This window comes from Candidatus Chloroploca sp. Khr17, assembly GCF_004138165.1.
GTDB lineage: Bacteria > Chloroflexota > Chloroflexia > Chloroflexales > Chloroflexaceae > Chloroploca.
The window spans coordinates 58,414-78,263 of the sequence record NZ_RYFF01000025.1 but is presented as its reverse complement, the minus strand read 5'-3'; the positions used below and the strand labels follow the sequence as shown (position 1 = coordinate 78,263).

Annotated in this window: 13 protein-coding genes; 5 read left to right on the top strand and 8 right to left on the bottom strand. The window is 60.4% G+C overall.

The genetic code is table 11. The features are described 5' to 3' along the window. Entirely contained in the window at nucleotides 1–2,763 is a 2,763-nt protein-coding gene (locus EKD05_RS15215) for a cache domain-containing protein (protein ID WP_129674202.1), read from the bottom strand. Nucleotides 2,764–3,535: 772 nt separating this feature from the next. Here EKD05_RS15215 and EKD05_RS15210 point away from each other — a divergent pair. Further along, nucleotides 3,536–4,072 carry a hypothetical protein gene (locus EKD05_RS15210; RefSeq protein ID WP_129674199.1) on the top strand — a complete coding sequence of 179 codons (537 nt, stop codon included), beginning with the start codon at nucleotides 3,536–3,538 and terminating at the stop codon, nucleotides 4,070–4,072. A gap of 11 nt (nucleotides 4,073–4,083) precedes the next feature. After that, the gene (locus EKD05_RS15205) at nucleotides 4,084–6,585 is read left to right on the top strand and encodes a U32 family peptidase (RefSeq protein WP_129674197.1); all 2,502 of its coding nucleotides are present in this window, start codon (nucleotides 4,084–4,086) and stop codon (nucleotides 6,583–6,585) included. A 151-nt stretch (nucleotides 6,586–6,736) separates the two neighbouring features. Here EKD05_RS15205 and EKD05_RS15200 read toward each other — a convergent pair whose 3' ends face one another. The 7 genes from EKD05_RS15200 to gatA all read right to left on the bottom strand — a co-directional run bounded on the left by EKD05_RS15200 (nucleotide 6,737) and on the right by gatA (nucleotide 13,090). Beyond that, the gene (locus tag EKD05_RS15200; protein WP_129674194.1) at nucleotides 6,737–7,579 is read right to left on the bottom strand and encodes a hypothetical protein; all 843 of its coding nucleotides are present in this window, start codon (nucleotides 7,577–7,579) and stop codon (nucleotides 6,737–6,739) included. A gap of 147 nt (nucleotides 7,580–7,726) precedes the next feature. Further along, entirely contained in the window at nucleotides 7,727–8,644 is a 918-nt protein-coding gene (locus tag EKD05_RS15195; RefSeq protein ID WP_129674192.1) for a ketopantoate reductase family protein, read from the bottom strand. 108 nt (nucleotides 8,645–8,752) lie between these two features. Next, on the bottom strand, nucleotides 8,753–10,021 hold the full coding sequence (serS, locus tag EKD05_RS15190; RefSeq protein ID WP_129674190.1) for a serine--tRNA ligase: 1,269 nt from the start codon (nucleotides 10,019–10,021) through the stop codon (nucleotides 8,753–8,755). A 12-nt stretch (nucleotides 10,022–10,033) separates the two neighbouring features. Then, nucleotides 10,034–10,543, bottom strand: coding sequence for a hypothetical protein (locus tag EKD05_RS15185; protein ID WP_129674188.1), 510 nt, complete (start codon nucleotides 10,541–10,543; stop codon nucleotides 10,034–10,036). A gap of 76 nt (nucleotides 10,544–10,619) precedes the next feature. Continuing rightward, nucleotides 10,620–11,114: an 8-oxo-dGTP diphosphatase gene (locus tag EKD05_RS15180; RefSeq protein WP_129674186.1), complete on the bottom strand. Its 495-nt coding sequence runs from the start codon at nucleotides 11,112–11,114 to the stop codon at nucleotides 10,620–10,622. Between the two features lie 9 nt (nucleotides 11,115–11,123). Further along, complete coding sequence (locus EKD05_RS15175; RefSeq protein ID WP_129674184.1) at nucleotides 11,124–11,624, bottom strand: NUDIX domain-containing protein; 501 nt, start codon at nucleotides 11,622–11,624, stop codon at nucleotides 11,124–11,126. 8 nt (nucleotides 11,625–11,632) lie between these two features. Further along, nucleotides 11,633–13,090: an Asp-tRNA(Asn)/Glu-tRNA(Gln) amidotransferase subunit GatA gene (gatA, locus tag EKD05_RS15170; protein WP_129674182.1), complete on the bottom strand. Its 1,458-nt coding sequence runs from the start codon at nucleotides 13,088–13,090 to the stop codon at nucleotides 11,633–11,635. Here gatA and EKD05_RS25795 point away from each other — a divergent pair. From EKD05_RS25795 to EKD05_RS15160, 3 genes are read left to right on the top strand one after another with little or no spacing between them, the layout of a single operon-like run. After that, complete coding sequence (locus EKD05_RS25795) at nucleotides 13,089–13,292, top strand: hypothetical protein (RefSeq protein ID WP_165360753.1); 204 nt, start codon at nucleotides 13,089–13,091, stop codon at nucleotides 13,290–13,292. The genes gatA and EKD05_RS25795 overlap by 2 nt on opposite strands. Then, nucleotides 13,243–15,954 (top strand): clostripain-related cysteine peptidase, encoded by a 2,712-nt coding sequence (locus EKD05_RS15165; protein ID WP_165360752.1) that lies wholly within the window; start codon nucleotides 13,243–13,245, stop codon nucleotides 15,952–15,954. The genes EKD05_RS25795 and EKD05_RS15165 overlap by 50 nt, the downstream gene beginning before the upstream one ends. Before the next feature lie 24 nt (nucleotides 15,955–15,978). Next, complete coding sequence (locus EKD05_RS15160; protein ID WP_129674178.1) at nucleotides 15,979–19,713, top strand: hypothetical protein; 3,735 nt, start codon at nucleotides 15,979–15,981, stop codon at nucleotides 19,711–19,713. The last annotated feature ends 137 nt before the right edge of the window (nucleotides 19,714–19,850 follow it).

Genomic DNA, 19,850 nt, shown 5'->3' with positions numbered 1-19,850 from the left:
TTACCTTTCCCCTGACGTTGGCTGATTGGGGGTGTTCATGTGTGATGGATCGGATTGGATCGTATCGTCCAAGAGACTGAAGGGAAACACAAACTCTTCCGGGTACGTAACTTGGATCGTCTGGTGCGGCACGCCTGAGGCAGACACGGTCTCATCAGGGAGCTTGGGCGTATGACGGTGCGCCTGAGCAACCGGCAGGGTAAAACTAAAAGTACTACCAAAACCCGGTACACTCTCAACCCAGATCCGCCCATGATGGGCCTCGACGAGGCGTCGGGTAATCGTCAACCCAAGGCCAGTGCCACTCAGCCGTGATTGACCACCGTGGATTTGCACAAACTCTTGAAAAATATCATTGAGGCGTTCTTTGGGAATGCCAATGCCCGTATCGGTTACCCGCACGGCAACCATTGGTTCAATCTGGGCGTCTTCATTCAGTTCATCGAGGCAATAGGCACTGACGGTCACGGAACCCTTGTGGGTGAATTTTACCGCATTTGAGAGCAGGTTCAACAGGATCTGGCGTACCCGATCGGCATCGGCGTCAACAAGGGGGAGATCGGGGGGCAGGGTCGCGTGTAGGGTCAAGGGCTTGCCCTGAAGAATGCCCTGTACCGTATCAACGACCTCACCAACGACGCTCACAAGGTCAACATGCGTCCGTTCGAGTTTCAGATGTCCGGCCTCGATGCGAGCGAGATCGAGCAATTCGGTAATAAGATAGAGGAGAAAGCGCCCATTGCGATTAATACTGGTCAGATCTTCACGCTGCGAAGGGGTCAACGAGCCATCAAGGCCATCGAGCATAATTGTACTAAAGCCGATGATCGCATTGAGCGGGGTGCGCAATTCGTGGGAAAGGCCAGCGAGGAAATCACTCTTGCGGCGATCAGCCTGATGGGCGAGTTCAAGGGCGACCAGCAACTCCTCAGTCCGCTGGGTTACCTGGCGCTCGAGATCCTGATAGAGTTGCACATTCTCGATCGTCAAGCCAACCATCCCGGCGAACATCAACAAACGGCTGGCATCTTCCACCCCGATTGTCCGCCGACTCAGATGACAATCGGCAGACAGTAACCCGAGCGGACGGCCTTCACGGCCAAAGATGGGCACTTGCACATACGCATGGCTTGCCGAGGCGGCCTGCTTGCGCGGTTCAACCCCGGGATGTGACCAGGGATTATCGACAATGATTGCTTTGCCACTACGGATCACATCGGCCTCAACCGTAGCGCCATTGAGGGCGAGCGGCTGACTATTTGCGACCTCGATAAAATGGTGGGCCTGTTCGCGCCCGCCCGGGCCAAACGAAGCCTCAACGGCGCGCAGGTACTCATCTTCGACCAGATAGATGACGGCGCGATCAAAAGCGAACTGGGTACAGATCGCGTGCGGAATCGCCTTCAGCAGGTGGGGCAGATCAAGAATGCCCTTGAGTTCTTGTGAGACACTATTCAGTCTGGCGAGTTGTTCGGCATTGCTCTCTAACTCGTGAACCTTCTCTTCGAGCACATCGGCCATATGGTTGAAGGTCTCGGCCAGTTGCCCGATCTCATCTGTTCCGGCTGGTGGTAAACGCTGTTGCAAATTGCCCTGACTGATGGCCTGAACCCCCTGGCGGACGCTGCTGATGCGCCGGGTGAAGGAGTGCGAGAGAAAGAGCCCGACCAGACTAATGACGGCCCCAAGAGAGATCAGCAGGATCACGAGTTGGCGTTGCAGTTCTTCCTGGCGTTCGCCGATCCGTGTACCGGTACGCACGGCTGGTGCAATCACCTGATCGGCGGGAATAATGAGCGCCACACTCCAGCCTGCGGTTGGAATCGGCGCGTAGGCAATATAGGCGGGTTCATTCTTATCTTCAATCCGAGCGATGCCATGTTCACGCCCATTTATCGTGGCCACAAGCTCACGCAACTCAGGACTCGGTGAATCAAGCAAGTTCTCGGTCTGAAATGGCTCATTCCATCGCTCATCGCGCACTTCCATATCGGGGCGCACAATGACCTTGCCGCGTTCATTGACCAGCAGTGCATAGCCTTGCTCGCCAATGTCAACCGTGAGCAGATCCTGTTGAATGGTGCGGAGCAATAGATCGAAGGCCACGACGCCGAGAAAGGTGCCTTCGGGTGTAATTAGGGGCATTGCGCAGGTGGTTGCCAACAGACCTGTATTCGCATCAACATAGGTGTCGGTCCAGACTGGCCCATTGCTCGCACGGGCGGCGAGATACCAGGGGCGGGTGCGCGGATCAAAGGGCTGAATGGCGAGCAGCGCATCCACAACGGCCTCATCATCAAAGGCCATCACGCCGCCCTGCTCGAAGGCGATATAGCCAATGCTGACCAGCGGATTGGCCGCAACCGTCGCACGTAGCATCGGAATGATGCGCTGGGCATACGCCACTTCAACAGGATAGCGCTGCAACTGATCAGCCGAGGGAACCGGCGCGATCCAGACACGATCAGAGGTGAGCGCCAATGGTTCTAGTCCGTACCCAGTGAGCGCATAGGTTGCAACGCTCTGGACTTGCTGTTCAATCGCCGCAAGAGCCTGATCATAGAGGCGGGCCTTGTCGGTTGCACGGTCGGCAAGCGTCTGTTCCGCCTGGGTTTGCAGCGCACTGATGCCCTCTTGCATGGCAGTCTCGCGTGCGCGTGTTAGCCCGACCAGTCCGAGCCAGCCAACGAGAGCCAGGGGGGGCAGGGCCAGGCTTAAAAGCAGGGCGAGAATCTTTTGTTGGATGCTGGGATTGAAACGCATAGCTGTAACTTCCCTGGCGATAGGGAGATGGCAGGCTCTCTTTCCTTATCTTAGCAGGTATTGCTGCGCTGAACATGACAAAGTTGTGACACTTCTGGGTTGTGCTAGAGAGGGTCTCAGGGAGGGCTTGCCCTCCCTGAAAAAACTACTCCTTCCCTTTTCTGCAATGCAGCAAGCGCAGCTTGCAAGCATTTAGGCCACTTTTGCCGCTCATCGCGGCTTGTGTTATCATGAGGCTGTCTGGGGCTGTATAATGCGTTGTGTAATACCAATTGCGCTTGAAGATGCCCCTTTGTCATGGTGCGCGCAGCGAAGCTTCTCTGCCCGCGAGAGGCCTGAGATCCTTCGCTCCGCTCCTAAGGCATGGTTTCAGAAGAACCAGATCAGCGTTACCCTTGCCTCGGAGTGCCGACTTATGAGTTTCAAGTAACAATCCGCTATGCGCCCGATGCCGTCGGGTTCAAGCCCTCGGCTAGGGCATGCGAAGCCCACCTTCGTGGGTTAGAGCGGATTCATTTCTGAAAGACCATCAGTCGGCTGAACGGGAAGCCGACTGAAACCGGCACTCCGATGAGCGTACACTGCAAAGCACCCTGAAACTATGGCTAAACAACAAAACTGGTCTGAGACCTCACAGGTCTGCAAGACCTGCGAGATTCGATGGGCGCTCACCCTGCTGGTTACGGCACGACTGGCCTGCGGGCCATTTGGTACTCAGGGTGACTAGGCACCATACTCAACGGTACAAGGTGTAAGAGTGGAGATAGGGGCGATGCTCCTTGATACGGCTGATATTCCACAGGCTGATCAGATCTGGGATGTGGCGCGTGTGCCTGAGGCGATTGATCGCGGTCGGTTGACGACTGAGGCGATTGCTGAGTATATTGGCATGAAGGTGCTGCGCCAGGGCCATTATTATACCCAGGCGGCCCGGATCCTTGGGTTGGTGGCTGAAGGTGAACCAGGCGATGATCCGCAGTTGACGATCCTCGGGCGGAGTTTTGCGCGCAGCAATCGTGCGGAACAGCGTACCTATCTGCGCCGTCTTTTGCTCCAACGCGATCCGATGCGGGCGGTGATTGTTGCGATCCGCATGGCCCCCGCTGGCCTCGAGCGCACCGCGGTGGCTCAGGTGCTTCAGGGGCTTGCCCCGCTTGCCGATAGCACGGCGTATCGCCGAGCGCAGACGGTGGCGGCGTGGCTGACGGCGGTCGATCTGGCCGACTGGCGCGAGGGTCGCCTCTTCTATACGGGTCCCGATTTGCCGATGCCCCCCTCGACACCCTCTGCCTCGGGGCTTGTATCTTGATAAAGGCGATCATGAAACCAGAAGTGATGAGTCCCGCTGGCTACTGGCCACAGTTGCAGGCTGCAATTGAGGCGGGGGCTGATGCGGTCTATTTTGGGCTCAAGCATTTTAGTGCCCGTGCCAAGGTCGGTTTTACGCTAGAGGAACTGCCCGAGGTGATGCGTACGCTGCATCAGCGGCGCGTCAAGGGTTATCTGACCTTTAATACGCTGATGTTTGACCACGAGTTGTTGCAGGCGGCGCGGGTGGCCTTGGCGATTGCCGAGGCTGGCGCCGATGCCTTCATTGTGCAGGATGTGGGCATGGCGCGCCTGTTGCACCAACTGGTGCCCGAGATTGAGGTGCATGGCTCGACCCAGATGAGCATTACGTCGGCTGAGGGGGTTGAGCTTGCCCGTCAGTTTGGGGTGAGTCGCGTGGTGCTGGCGCGTGAGTTGTCGCTCAAGGAGATTGCGGCGATCCGGGCGGCGACGACGCTTGAACTTGAGATGTTTGTCCATGGGGCGCTTTGTGTTTCGTATTCGGGGCAGTGTTTCTCTTCAGAGGCGTGGGGCGGGCGGAGCGCGAATCGCGGTCAGTGTGCGCAGGCGTGTCGCCTCCCGTATGATCTGCTGGTCGATGGTACGCCCCGGCCACTCGGCGAGGCGCGCTATCTCTTGTCGCCCGGCGATCTCTATGCGTTGCACGAGATGCCCGCCATTGTGCAATTGGGTGTGTCGGCGCTGAAGATTGAAGGGCGCTACAAAGATGCGGCCTATGTGGCGCTGACCACCGCGGCGTATCGCAAGGCGGTTGATGAAGCCTGGGCTGGTCTGCCGCTCTCGATCACGCCGTATGAAGAGTTGCAGTTGACCCAGGTCTATTCACGGGGGATGGGCCCCTATTTTCTCACCGGGACTGACCATCAGGCGGTGGTGCGTGGACGAGCACCCCGCCATCGTGGGGTGCTCGTGGCCCGTGTCGCCAAGGTGTTGACCGAGAGCATTCTGGCTGAACTTGACCCGGCGGCAGCGGCCTCGCCGCTCAAACCTGGTGATGGCATTGTCTTTGATGCCGCCGCTTGGCGCAGCCCTGAAGAACCCGAAGAGGGCGGGCGGGTCTATCACGTCTATCCGGCGCTGCATGGTTTGGTGGAATTGGAGTTTGGCTATGATGCGGTTGATCTGCGCCGTATTCGACCGGGCGATCTGATCTGGCGTACCCTTGACCCCGACCTTGAACGTGCGGTACGTCCGCTAACCCAGCCGGCCAGTCCGGTGCGCCGTCAGCCCGTGGTGGTTCACGCCGTGGCGCAGGTCGGCGAACCACTTGTTTTGACCTGGCAGCACGGTGAACTTCCGGCGCTGCGGGTGACGGTGCGTTCACCTGAGCCGCTTGCGGCGGCTGAGCGGCGCGGCTTGACCGAAGCCTTATTGCACGAACAACTTGGCCGCCTTGGCACAACGCCCTACTATCTGGCGGCGCTGAACTATGTGGCCGAAGGCAACCCGTTTGTGCCCAATTCGTTGCTCAACCAGTTGCGCCGTGAAGCGACTGATCTGCTGGCCGATCTTCAGGGGCAGCCTGCGCCGATCCGTGGTGGCGATCCGGCGGCAGTGCTGGCCCAGATGGTTTCTTCCCGTCCTGGGTTGGACACGGCAGTTGCGCCGCCCACGTTGCACCTGCTTGTTCGTACGCCCGAGCAACTAGAAGCCGCGTTGGCCGCCCGTCCGGCGAGCATCACGCTCGACTACCTTGAACTCTACGGCTTGCGTCCGGCGGTGGAGCAAGTCCAGGCGGCGGGCATCGAAGCACGGGTCGCGAGCCCGCGGGTGCTCAAACCCGACGAACAGCGCATTGTTCACTTCCTCCGCAAACTCGACTGCACGATCCTCGTGCGTTCCACGGGCTTGTTGCACGCCCTGCGCGAGGCCGCCATCCCGCGTCTTGTTGGCGACTTCAGCCTCAACGCCGCCAACATCCTCACCGCGCAGACCATGCTCGAACTTGGGTTGGCGCGGCTCACGCCGACCTACGACCTGAACGCCGATCAGATTGCGAAGCTTGCCGCTGCACTTGATGCCGACCTGCTCGAAATTGTCGCGTATCAACATCTCCCGATCTTTCACACCGAGCACTGCGTCTTCTGCCGCTTCCTCTCGACTGGCACCAACTACAAAGACTGTGGGCACCCGTGCGAAAAGCACCGCCTCGCGTTGCGCGACCAGCAAGGACGGGCGCACCCCGTGATGGCCGACGTCGGTTGTCGCAACACCGTCTTCAACGCCGAAGCGCAGGAAGCGAGTCGGCATCTTGCCGCGTGGCGGGCCGCGGGCCTGCGTCACTTCCGGCTCGAATTTGTGCATGAGCGTGGGGAAGAAGTCGCCCGCGTAACCGACCTCTTCCAGGCAACTCTGGCTGGCACAATGACCCCGGCTGAACTTGGGCGTCACTTGCAACAAATCACAGCGCAGGGCACCACCGAAGGCAGCCTCTTTGTGCCCGACGGATATGCAACGATCCCGTTGATGTGAACTATACCGGATACGGCACACGAGTCACGCCTGCAAGCCCGCGCCGTTGCGTATGCGCCTAGTTGCCACCAGCATGTCACGACCGACCACGTTATACCGAAATGTGCCCCACGCGAGCACTGGTTCTGGTGGCATGGCGCAACGCTGCCGCCTATTTGCGGATGGAAGGTAAAAAAGCATAATGCGCCCGCTTCCAAGTCCAAGACCAATCCTTAATCTGGGCTTTATGCATCGCACGTAACGCAGTCGGTTCAGGATAAATGCTGATGATTTCGACCTGAAGGCGCGCAGCAATCTCGGTGCCCCACGTGTTGGGTTTTGGAATACTTGTGAACTGAGTCAAATAGGGTTGGCTATCAAACAACAGCGCAGTTGTTTGCCGTGGATAATCGACAACCATTTTTACTTCATGCCATTGTGTGTCGGGAGTGAGGCGGCCCACATTTCTCCACGTACCATTATCACCATGCGTATTGATCCAAGAACTCATGACGCCAAAGGCCCCCACACTCTCACCTCCAATCCAAGGATTCAGTCCCCACTGGAAGGCCATCCCATAGTCTAGCCGCGTTTGACTCCCATCCCATACAAAAATTCCACCCTCCAACGTCTGGGCATTCAAATCGGCATTAACATCGGTATTGGGTAAGTAGGGCAGACGAAATTTAAAAGCACATGTGTGGACAAACTGTAGGGCTTCGTTGTTGATAATCTGTTTGAACGTAATGTTATGCGCCAAGATGATGCGACGCTGAAGATTGGCCCGAAGTTCACTATGAACAGGTTCATGGACCGTCTCAATGTCACGCAGCGTTACAGGGCATTCTCCAGGGCGTACATACAGAGCATCGCCCAAAGCGACTTCCCATCCGGACAAGTTTGTACCTTGATAGTGTTTGGCGATAAGAGGAGAACGTGCTGAAGTTGCACGGGCAGGAACATGCGGCTGATCCACGAGCAAACTACTGGCTATCGCAGCCGGTAAGAGCTTCATGAGGCTCCGCCTATTGATAGACACAAGGTCTCTCCTTGATTCTGCCGCCTATACCCACTCCATACCTGCGACACCGCGATTATACCATTTACACCCACGTGTTCCCCTGTGCTGCGCCGCGCAGCTGCTGTCGCCGTGAACGGCTCGTCAAACCCCCTCGCCTTGCGTGGTCTCCAAGGCGGTCATCAGGGCTACCAGGGCGGCGTTGTAAGGCGTGGGGAGGCCGAGCTTTGCGCCGATAGCGACGATGGCGCCGTTGATCGTGGCGATTTCGGTGGGGGCACCGCGTAGCCGATCTTGCAGCATCGACGATTGGTTCGCGGCGGTGGCGCGGGCGACTTGCAGCACGTGCGCGACGGGGTCGGTGTAGGGCAGCGTGATGCCCTGGGCCGCGGCGACGCGCACCGCTTCGGCGACGACGGCGCTGAGCAGTCCGCGTGCGGCGCTGTTTTCGGCGAGCACGCCGTTGCGGACGCGCAGCAGCGCCGTGATGGCGTTGATGCCGACGTTGACGATCAGTTTGCCCCAAATCAGGCTGTCCAGGTCAGCCGTGACGCTCGTGGGCAAGCCCGCCTGGTTGAGCAGATCGGCGAGCGCGTTGGCCTGCGCCGGGTTGGGTGTGAGGCTCAAGGTGGTCGCGCCCATCCCGGCATGGCGGACGCGCCCTGGCCCAAGGAGGGTGCCGCCCAGTGCGGTGACACCCTGCCCCACCCGTGTTGCGCCAAGTTCGGCGGCAAGTACCTCGTGGTTGCCCAGGCCGTTCTGGAGGGTGTAGGCGAGGCCATCGGGGGCCAGCGCTACGGCACACGCCTCGGCGGCCCAGGCTGTCTGGTGCGCTTTGACGAGCACCAGGGCGAGCTTGGCTGGAAAAGCCAGCGCGGGGTCGCTCACGGCGCGTACCCGCCGCGCCTCGGTGACCCCGTCGCGCTCGCAGTGCAAACCGTCGCAGTTCAGCGCTGCCACATGGCCGGCCCACGGATCAACAATGACGAGATCGCAGTGTGGCGCGAGGTACCATGCCAAGACCCCGCCGATAGCGCCGGCCCCGATGATCGCAATCCGCATAGGTAGACCCATTCCCCTTGGCTATGCCGCATGCACGCGGCTTGCCATCCCTGACGGTGATGACCAGCCGCGCAATCCGCAATCTGCAATCTAAAATCCGCAATGGGCTTATTTGATCACCTCGCAGCCACCCATATACGGACGGAGCACTTCGGGCACAACGATGCTGCCGTCTTCTTGCTGGTAATTTTCCATGATCGCGATGATGGTACGCGGCAAGCCCAGGCCCGAGCCATTCAGCGTATGCAGGTACTCGGGTTTTGCCCCTGGTTCAGGGCGATAGCGCAGATTGGCGCGGCGGGCCTGGAACGCCTCGACATTCGAGCAGGAACTGACTTCAAGCCATTCGCCCTGCCCTGGTGCCCACACCTCGATATCGTAGGTTTTGGCCGCCCCAAAGCCAATATCGCCGGTGCAGAGGATCTTGGTGCGGAAGGGCAGGCCCAGCAGCCGACAGCACTCTTCGGCATTGCTGCGCAACTTCTCGAGGGCGGTGTAGCTCTGGTCGGGGAAGGTGAACATATACATTTCAACCTTATCGAACTGGTGGCCGCGTTTCATCCCGCGCACGTCGCGCCCGGCGCTCAACTGTTCTTTACGAAAACAGGGCGTGTAGGCGACGTGGTAGATCGGCAAGCGCGAAGCCTCCAGGATCTCATCGGCATAAAGGCTCGTTATGGGCACCTCGGCCGTCGGCACGAGCCAGAGGCCCGATTCTTCATCGCGATAGAGATTGTCGCGGAACTTGGGCAATTGCCCGGCTGCCCAGAGCGCCGCTTCTTTGACGACAAAGGGGGTGTAGACCTCTTCGTAGCCCTGGCGCAGATGGAGATCGAGCAACCACTGGATCGTCGCCCGCTGCAGCCTGGCCCCGAGGCCGCGCATGACATAAAATCGTGAACCGGCGAGCTTGACGCCCTGCTCGAAATTGACGATTCCCAGGGCCTCGACCAGTTCCCAATGGGGCTTGGCCCCAAAATCTAACTGGCGCTCTTCGCCCTCCTGATAGATCACCGGATTGGCGGTATCATCAGCGCCATCGGGCACATCGGGATGCGGCAGATTGCGGATCTCAAGCATGGCCGCTTGCTGGTCTTGTTCGACCTGGGCAACTTCTTTATCGAGCAGACTGATGCGGTCGCCGACCTCGCGCATCTCGCGAATTCTCGTCTCGCGGGCACTGGCATCCTTCAGTTGGCTGATCTCTTTCGAGACACTATTACGCAGTGCCTTCAGATCCTCGACTTCACGCAAGAGCGTACGACGCCGCTCGTCATAGCCGAGCACCTGGTCAACAATGGCCCCAGCTACGTCAAAACGGGCCAGTTGCTGTTTGACATAAGCGGGTTGTTCACGGATTACCTTGATATCAAGCATACTAGCTCCTTGCTACTGTCCGGGCCGCAGATGACGGAGGGTTTCCATCAGCGAAAAGGCGTTGAGGCGCCCATCGTTCAGCCCCTCGACCACACGCTGGGCGGTGGCGCGCTGGGCGGGATCGTGAATACGGTACAGAGCCAGATAGACCTTATCGTCATCCTGGACAAAAAAGGTCGCATACGGGCTGCCTCCCCGTTCAAGTGAGGTCAAGATCGCCTGGCGCACCGCCGTATGGGTAATCTCAACCATCTCGCTGGTCGGGCTTCCAGCGGGTCCTTGGGTCTGCTCATCGTCGTCGTTAGCCCACCACGAGCTCAGGTCATCCTCGTGTCGGGTAGGCTCGACCTGGGGGCGATGGCTCGTTGTCACCTGATACTGGTCAAGCAGTTCGGAAGGGAGGGTGCCGCCAGAGCCGGGGAAATTCTCGCCCCACGCACGATTGAGCATCCAGATCGTGAGTGCGAGCAGACTCAGGGCACCAACCACACACGCAAGGATAACTACGACCGTTCCGTTCAATAAAAGCTTCTCCTTCAAGAATCGTTGCTGGTAAAAAACCAGCGTAGCTGGCTTTTTACCAGCAACAGAAACCCCTTTATATCAACGTATAGTCCCAGCGTACCGGTTGGCCTTGATCGTACGGCATGACGCCGTGAAACTGGCGGGGATCGGAACTGAAGACGAGGGGCAGGAAGAAGTGATCTCCGGGCCACAGTGGCAGATCCAGCGCGAGCAGGCGCGTAAGCGGGATCCATTCGAGCGCCCCTTCCACATTGCTGGTTGGCGGCTCGCCGGTAAAGTGGGTGATAAGAAAGATGAAGCCGAGCCAGTCCTCGCCGTTTTTGCCAAAGCCCGGCCAACTGATCGTCCCGCGCAGGGTAAGCTCGAGCGCCTCGATACTCGCCTCTTCACGCAATTCGCGACGCATCCCGGCGACAACATCTTCGTGGGGATCAAGTTTGCCCCCAAGCCCATTATATTTGCCGAGGTGCAGATCGTCAGGGCGAGCGTTGCGATGCACCAGCAAGACCTGTTGCTGGTCAGGCGAAAGGACATAGCCCAGAGTTCCGACAATAGGTGTATACGGCATAGATTCTTCCTACCAATCCCGGTACATACCCCGTTCACCACGGCGATATTCGGCGATCCGTTCGCGACTACCAGGATCAAGGTTTGCCGGCAGGTCACGATAGAGAAAGAAGCGGGCAGCAACAATCTCGAGGTCGCCGGCAGGCGGTTGGGCGACTTCGGTGGTGTGACAAACAAAGACAGCGATCAGGTTGTTCATGCCTTCGCTGAAATTATGAAAGAGACCGTGGAGATGGGCGACTTCGCCGTGACATCCAGCCTCTTCGCGCAATTCACGGAGAGCGGTGTGCTCAAGACTTTCGCTAGCTTCGGCCCCACCACCGGGCAGTGCCCACGGCCAGCGCCCGCCGCGATGGCGCACCAACAGCACCCGGTCGTCTTGGGGAACGAGCACACGCACCCCGATCTGGGTCGGGCGGGTGACAACACGGCTGGCCGTGCGGGCAACCAGAAAGAGGTTGTAGGTCAGGGTGAGCGCCGCTTCGCGGAGGCCACCGAGCATTGCATGCATAGAAACGCCTACGAGACGAGCGCCGGGCGATGGGTATGCCAGGCTGTGACCTGTTGATAGGCATCACCGGCCCGCAGCAGCGTTGCTTCTTCAAAGGGGCGGCCAATCAATTGCAGCCCCACCGGCAGATCCTCGCTGAAGCCGCACGGCACCACGAGGCCAGGCACGCCGGCGAGGTTGATCGGCAGGGTACAGACATCGCTCAGGTACATCGTCAGCGGGTCATCAAGCTTCTGGCCGACCTTGAAGGCCACGGTTGGTGAAGTTGGCGTCGCCAGCAGATCAACCTGGGCAAAGGCTTGCTCAAAATCGCGTTTGATCAACGTGCGCACCTGTTGCGCCCGTTTGTAGTAGGCATCATAGTAGCCCGCCGAAAGCACATAGGTACCGAGCATAATGCGTCGGCGCACCTCGGCCCCAAAGCGACGCCCGCGCGTCAGTTCGATCTCTTGCCACATCGAGGTGCCTGCCTCGCGGGGGCCATAGCGCACACCGTCATAGCGGGCGAGATTGGCACTTGCCTCGGCGGGGGCAACGATATAATATGTTGGCAAGGCATATTTTGTATGCGGCAATGACAATTCAATAACCTCAGCCCCTTGGTCGCGCAAGACGGCAATTGCTTCACGGGTAGCCTGTTCAACCCCAGGTTCCATTCCCTCGACAAAATACTCACGCGGCACACCCACCCGCAGGCCACGCAGATCACCGGTCAACCCTGCTTGATAGTCGGGGACTGGTACCGTGGCGCTCGTACCGTCACGCGGATCGTGCCCGGCGATCGCTTGCAAGACCAGCGCGATGTCGGCAGCAGTCCACGCAAATGGCCCGATCTGGTCAAGCGAGGAGCCATAGGCGACCAAGCCAAAGCGACTCACCCGGCCATAGGTTGGTTTCAACCCACTGACCCCACAGAGGGCGGCGGGTTGCCGGATCGACCCACCGGTATCAGTTCCCAGGCTCGCCAGAGCCATCCCTGCAGCAACCGCAGCCGCACTGCCACCACTGCTGCCACCCGGTACCCGCTCGGTATCCCAGGGATTGCGGGTCACCTGAAAGGCGCTATTCTCGGTACTTGACCCCATCGCAAACTCATCACAGTTGACCTTGCCAAGACTGACGGTGCCAGCAGCCTGAAGGCGTTCAACAACGGTGGCATTGTAGGGTGGCACGAAGTTTTCGAGGATCGCCGAGCCGCACGTCGTACGGACGCCTGCGGTACAGATAACATCTTTGATCGCGAGAGGAATGCCATGCAATGGCCCACTCGTCGCGGTGCGTGTGGCGTCGGCAGTTTGGGCGGCGGCGAGGGCCTCTTCGCCTGTGGTCGTTAGAAAGACCTGTAACTGTGGTTCGAGGGCGGTGATCCGCTTCAGAAGAGCCTCGGTTAAGGCCACCGATGTAAGTTCGCCCGTCGCAAGGGCTTGCTGGGCTTCACGAATAGTCAGGTTATAGAGCTCGCTCATGGGGCCTCTCTCAACCGATGCGTTGCCGCTAGGGCAGGCATCACAAAAGGGTAGCTATGTTTTGCTCTTCTTCTATTATAGCGCACCAGGGCCGATCCTTTGCCAGACGTATGCGTTATGGGTTGCCCTGGCTGGTCATGTGCTTGGTGCTCGTGGCGAGTCTCGGGCACGCTGGGCCGGGCCAGGCGCAACCCGGCGTTGATCGCTTCGTGCCGGGGGCGCGTCCTCCCCGGTCTTTCCCCACCCTTCAGATCCTTGAGGGTGAACTGAACCCCGCGTCGTCGGTTGTTACATGTCGTCAGGTGCTGGCTGATCCGCAGGTCAATCTGGCGGCTCAGGCGTCGCCGTGGAAGGAGTATCGGTCTCAGCGGAGCTTTTCGGACGAGGAACCATTCTCGGGCACCCAGGCACTGTTGCTGTCCCCGACCGACGCGGTGGCGGCGACGGGGCAGGTGGTGACCTTGCCTGCCGGGGTGACTGAACTCTATGGGGCGCTGCAGTACCGCTATGCGCAGAGTTCAACCAGCCCTGGTGATCAGGTGCAGATCGCCTTTTTTGCGTCGGAGGATGGCGTGGCGAGCGAGCCGCCCCTGGTGACGGTGAAGACGCGTGAGGTCGCGCAGGATGATGATGCGACCTGGCGCCTGCTCGAGTGGGAGGTGCTTGATGCCGCTGTGCTGGCCGAGTTGCGGAGCCGTGGTCGCTTTGTCTTTGTCGTGCAGACCATCCGCACCAATCAGGCGCTGGCGCAGCAACTCTGGCTTGACGATCTGCGGGCCAATGTCTGTTTTCCCACCACGAGCCTGGCCGGGCAGGTGCGCACGAGTGAAGGTGGCGTAGCGAGCGCCCTGGTGCTCTTGATCCGGTCTAATGCGACGGGATCCGCTGTGCTTGCCAGTACGCGCAGCGATGCAAATGGGAGCTATCGTTTTGTCGGGGTGCCGCCGCTGGTTGCGGGTAGTCGTTATCAGATCTGGTATCGTGATCTGCCTGTGGCACCGCTACGCATACCGGGGCGAACAGGCTTCTGGGCCGGGCCACCACTGACAAGCCTGGCTGAAGGTGCTAGCGTAACTGGGCTTGATCTGGATGTCACCGGGGTGACCCTGCTTGAACCGGCCTCGTATACCACAACCGTGGCGACTGATACTGCGCCAGTCTTGCTGCGCTGGCAAGGACGGGCGACCGCAGGCACCTTTCACCAGGTGTGTGTCTATGATCCAGTGCGGGGTGATCCTGCAACCGGTTTACCGGTGGAGGTCTGTGGGCCAGTGCGTGCGGCAGATCGTGAACCCCTGAGCTTTGCGTTGAGTCCGGCCAGCTTTGCTGATGTTCCGGCCTTTGCTTTTACCTATGGGCGCAGTTACCGCTGGTATGTAGTGATCTATGCGGGCGATCCGCGGCTGAACTCGACAGTTGAGTATGGCTACAGCCAGGCTGAGCGGGCGATCACCTTGTTGCCTGCTCCAGCGTCCCCATTCGCTCCGCCTCCTCTGGCTGAACCAGGTGAGCCTGCTCGTGCAGCGAGCGACGCAGCCTGGACCTTGCTGATCTACCTGGCCGGCGATAACATGCTTGGTGACCGAACACGGTTGCCCTGGGGAGTGTTGCCCGCGCAGCAACTTGCCTGGTTGCCCGCGCTGGCAACGGCCTACCCGCAGGTCAACCTGATCAGCCTGGCTGACTATTATGGCCCACGGGGGGCCGAGCTCTGTGTCTATGCAGCGCAGACGCCCCCGGATTGCCGGGCGCGTGGTGCGATCAACAGTGCCGATCCTGCGACCCTCGCCGCTTTCATTGCCGCTGGACGTGCGCGGTATCCTGCGACACACACCGCGTTGCTGGTGATCACCCCGGCTCAGGCGGCGGGCTGGCTGGCGCTTGACGAACATCCGGGGGAGCGTGAGGCCCCAGCCGCCCTCAATCTCGATGATCTCCAGGCGGCCTATCGCGCAGCGGGGCTGGAAGGCGACAACCGGCTTGACCTGGTGATCTATCAGGCCCCGGTGATGGGCAGTCTCGACGTGCTCGCCGCGACGGCCCCGTATGCGCGGGCGATGGTTGGTTCATCGGATCAGATGTGGCAGATAACCCCGTGGCAAGATGTACTGAGCCTCCTGGCAGGGGCCGGACGTGACGAGATACCAGGTGTTGCGGCAGGTGTGGTCGAGGCGTACGCTGCGGCGGCAGGGCCGGAACGCGCGTTTAGCCTCGTGGCGTATGATCTGCGGCGCAGCGAAGCCTTGCTTGCCCAGGTTGAGACCTTTGCCCTTGCTTTGCGAACCGAACTTACGACGACTGGCGCTACGACGCGCCCTGCGTTGCGCGAGGCCCTAACCAAAACACAGCGCTATGACTCATCGGGAAATGGGCTGATTCATGCGTTGAATCTAGGGAATGATCGGATTGCGGCGCAAGAAGATGCGCTAATCGACCTCTATAGCCTGGCGGTTGAGGTAGCGGCGATCGAGACAGCCCCGGATACGGTGCGAACAGCGGCTGAGACGCTGGTTGTCTGGCTTGAGGATGAGACACAAACACCAGTGCTTGTGCATCGAGCGAGCGCAGGAGAGAGCCTGGCGGGCTTTCCCATCAGTTTCCCGAAGGCGCAAGGTCTCGCGATCTTTTTTCCTTCGGGCGAGCGGCTTGGTCAACAGCAGGCATTGTTTGAACAGTATGTCTTTGATCGGCCTGATAGTCAAACGAGTCAGAGTGAATGGGCGCGGCTGCTGACAACCTATCTCGAACCGATCCCCGGGCGCGGGCCGGGGGGCATCACTGAGGGCACGGGGGGCATCCGTGTTTTGCCAATGCCTGGAGGATTGCAGCGGCCATTCATCTATGTGCCGGTGGTGCGACGGTAAGTGGTATGAGATGAGATGGGCATAATGAGAGGGTTTTCATTTGGCCGAAGTTGGTTGCGCATGTGTCGCACCAGGATCGAGGCGCGGCTGTCTCGTGAGCCAGCGTTGCGTTTGATGGAGCCGTTGCTGCGCCTGCCCCTGGGCTTTGATGTCGCGACAGAGTACGCCGCGTTCATCGAAACCCCGACGGCGCTGGGGTTGGTCGGGCCACCAGCTTCGGGGCGTTCGCTGGCCTTGATGCAACTTGCGGCGCACTGGGTGGCGCATCCGAGCGATCGGCCCTTGCTCTATCTTGCATTGGGCGACGATGATCTGCTTAACCTTCCCCCGCGGGCGGTGCTCGCACGGGCAGCATACCAGGCTGGCTTGCCTGAGCAGTTTGTCGCGCATCAGCGCCCTGGCCTGCTCTTGCTTGATGACTGGGAAGTGCTGGCCCTCCCTCGTCGGGCTATCTGGCAACAGTTTCTTGTTTCGGCACAGCGCACATGGCCTACTTTGCGGATTGCGCTAACCCTGCCCCTGAGAGGTGCCTGGGACGGGGTGCGTCTTCGTCCGCTTGCCTTGCCCACCGAGACAACCATTGCGCAGTGGCTTGCGCATCTCTTGCCAACCTACGATCTTGCCCCGCTGCTCGCGGCGCTCCATGGTGCCCCACTTGCCCCGGTGCGCGAGAGCCTGGCAGAGTTGGCGTTGCTGGCCCTGATCTACCCGATAGGTGGCATTCCGTCCTCCCGGGCCGCGTTATATGCGCAGGCCTATGCGCTGGCCGAGCCATTGCTGACCAATTATTCCGTCATTGAAGTGGCAGGCACAGGGCCGTCTAGGAATGGCCGGATGCTGCATGCGGGGGTCGCGGTAGGCCGTCTTCACCTGCGCTCGTATGAACAAGCACGGGTGCTGGCCGATGCCGATCCCCATGCACTCACCGATCTGCCGGTCGAAGAGCGCACGGCTGTCGCCGCCCTGAGCGCTGGTCTGCGCGTTGATCCTGTGCCCCTGTTCGAGATGCTCGCACGTGAAACCGACGACTTTGACAATCTGCGGGCCCTGGTAGCATGTGTGCGTGAAATGCCGACCTATGCCCCTGGGTTGCATCTGCGTCTGGTGGAATACCTGACGGCTGCTGGGACTGACGAAGAGCGGCAGGCATTGCTGGTCGAACTGGCCCCTGTCTTGCCGGTGCTCTTTGCGGCGGCAGCGGCGCATGACGAAGCTCGGACGCTGGCGGCGATGCGGGCAACGGCCCCGTTGCTGACCCCACTGCCGACGATCTGGCTGGAGCTTGGGGGACGATCGGGGGTGCCGTCCGCACTGCGCAGGCTCGCGGCTGACCTCTTGATTGACCTGGCCCCAACGCCCGAACTGCTTGCGGAGGTTGCCCCTGACGCCCCAGACGCCGCCTATGCCTTTCGGGCGTATGTCGCGGCCTGTGTTGATGGAGCAACGCGGCAATTGCTTGCGCTCTCACCCTTGCGTGAAGGGTGTGCTTCCCTTCTGAACGACGAGACGATGGGCACGCAGCGCACCCGTGCGGCGCTGGCTCTGCTGGATGATCCTGCTGTGCCTGAAGAACTGCGGGCTCTGGCCCTCGCCTGCGCCAACCGGCACGATCTCGTTGAAGAGGCTGCGGTCGCCGACGCGCCCATCTTGCGACGGGCGGCGCTGCAGAGTCTTGCGAACGAGGCTCCCTCGGTGGCTTTGCTTGCCTTGACGCGGGTCTTGCTGCGGCCCGAGGCCACCCGCATTGCACGACGCGAGGTGCTTGATGCGCTGGCAGTGGTTCCGCATCCTGGGAGGCCAATGCTGCTCGCCCGCATCTGCGTGAGTGCGGCCTTGCCACTGATAACACGGCTTGATGCGCTTGACGTGCTTGCCCGGCAGGGCGCTCCTAGCATTGTGCTGTTGCGTCGCCTGTTGGCACGACCAGGTTTGCCCCTCGTGGTACGCGTACGTGCCGCCGAACATCTCGCGGCACGCGGCCTACCGGAACTTGGGCCAACGTGGGTGGCCCTGCTCACGGGTGATGCGCCAGCGCTGGTGAAACGGGTTGCCGCCCTGGCGCTTGGCGATGTGGGCGCACATCCTGCCTCTGGTGCATCTGCGGCAATCGCCTTGCGAAGGGCCTTGCAGCGAGCGATCCTTGATCCACGGCTTGCCTCGGTCATCGTTGAAGCGCTGGGCAAAACTGGCGACCGGACAGCGCTGTCGATCTTCACCGCCCTGCTTGTCCCTTCGTTCATCACCGTGCTTGAAGCGCACTGGCAACGGGTTGCCCCGGAACTTGCCCAGACTCCTGCTCTGGCCTGGCCTGACCTGCCATTACCGCCCCCAGTCCAGCGTATCCTGGCCGAAGCGCTGGCCGACAACCCTCGCTTGGCGCACCCGGCGACGCGGTTTGCGGCGATGGTAGAGGCACAAGCGGGACATCTGGCGCTGGCGGCCATCAGCGGGATGGCGCACCTGGCCCATACGGTGGGGATGCGCGAGCAGGTGGTGACCGCACTGCGTCGTGCGCTCTGGGCTGAACAACGACGCGACGTGGCTCAGGCGCTGCTCATAACGCTGGCTCGGCTTCGTCATCCAGCCGAAGAACTGGGCGCACTGTTACAGGCGACCGAGCTTGATCTGCGGTTACGCTTGATGGCGTTAGAGTGGCTTGGCGGCGATCCGGCTGTGCAACGCATGCTCGGTGAACGACTCGTCCTGCAGCGCGACGAGCCGGCGATCCGCGCGGCTATGCTCGAACAGCTTAGTCATCCAGCGATCCCAACCACCGTTGTTGGCGCACGTGCGCGTGATCCTGGCGAAGACCCTCTGGTACGTTATGCGGCCATTGCCGCGCTTGGCCGTAGTGTCCAGTATGAAGCCCAGATGAGCCTGCTTGGGCTTGTCCGCGATCCTGCTGAAGCCGACGAGATCCGTCTGGCTGCGCTCGAAGCGTTGCCCGCCACGTTGATGGAGGCCAGCATGAAACAGTTGAGGCAACTGTTTCATCAGCATCAAGAAGGAGTGTTGGCACCTGCAATGGCTCGTGTCTTGGCGCGCAATCGTGATGCAACCGGGCTCGCCTGCTTGCTAGAAGCTGTGCAATCCGCCAGTGGCCCCGCGATGCTTGCCATCCTTGATGTGCTGCGGCTACTCGATGACCCGCAGATCACCCCTGTGCTGACCCGGCTCAGCCAGCATTCAGCGGTGGCACCCGCGCTACGGCTGGCCGCGCTTGCAACCCTCTTGCGGCGCGGCGAACAGGACGTGCTGCCGTTGTTGCAGCGTTACCTGACTGACCCATCGCCCCCCGTGCGGGTGCAGGCTTATACCCTGCTCGAGGAGTTTGCTCCCGCGAATCTGCGCCTCGAAGACCCCCTGGATGATCCCGATGCGCCCCTGGTGCTTCGCCTGAAAGCCCTGAGCTACCGTGCCGAGCGCACCTTTGATGCTGATTGGCTCTGTGCGTTGACCGGGAAGAGCGATCAACCGCTTGCGCTGCGCCTAGCAGCGATCACGGCTCTGGCTCATGCGACCGAGCCGAGCGTTGTTGTGAGGCTCGAAGCACTCTTGCATCTACCCCAGGGTTTGCCCGACCATCCGCTACCCATCATACGGCGGCAGTGCCAGGCAACCCTGGGTTGCCTGGCGCAGGGTGAAGGTGCATGTGCCGAAGCAGCCCTGACGACGCTTGCCCGGCTAAGTTGTGAAGAAGGGCCGGTCGCTGGGCAACGGTCATGGGCAACTGAGGTGTTGCTAGAGGCAATGGGGTAGGGTGGTTTACGCGCTGTTTTGACCTCTGAAAATCTGGTGGGGCGGATTGTTATGCCTATTTTTTTGTATACTCTTGTGAATCTATTGGTTACAAGGTATACTGATCATCGTTCATTTTGTTCGTGAAGAGTGTTCGG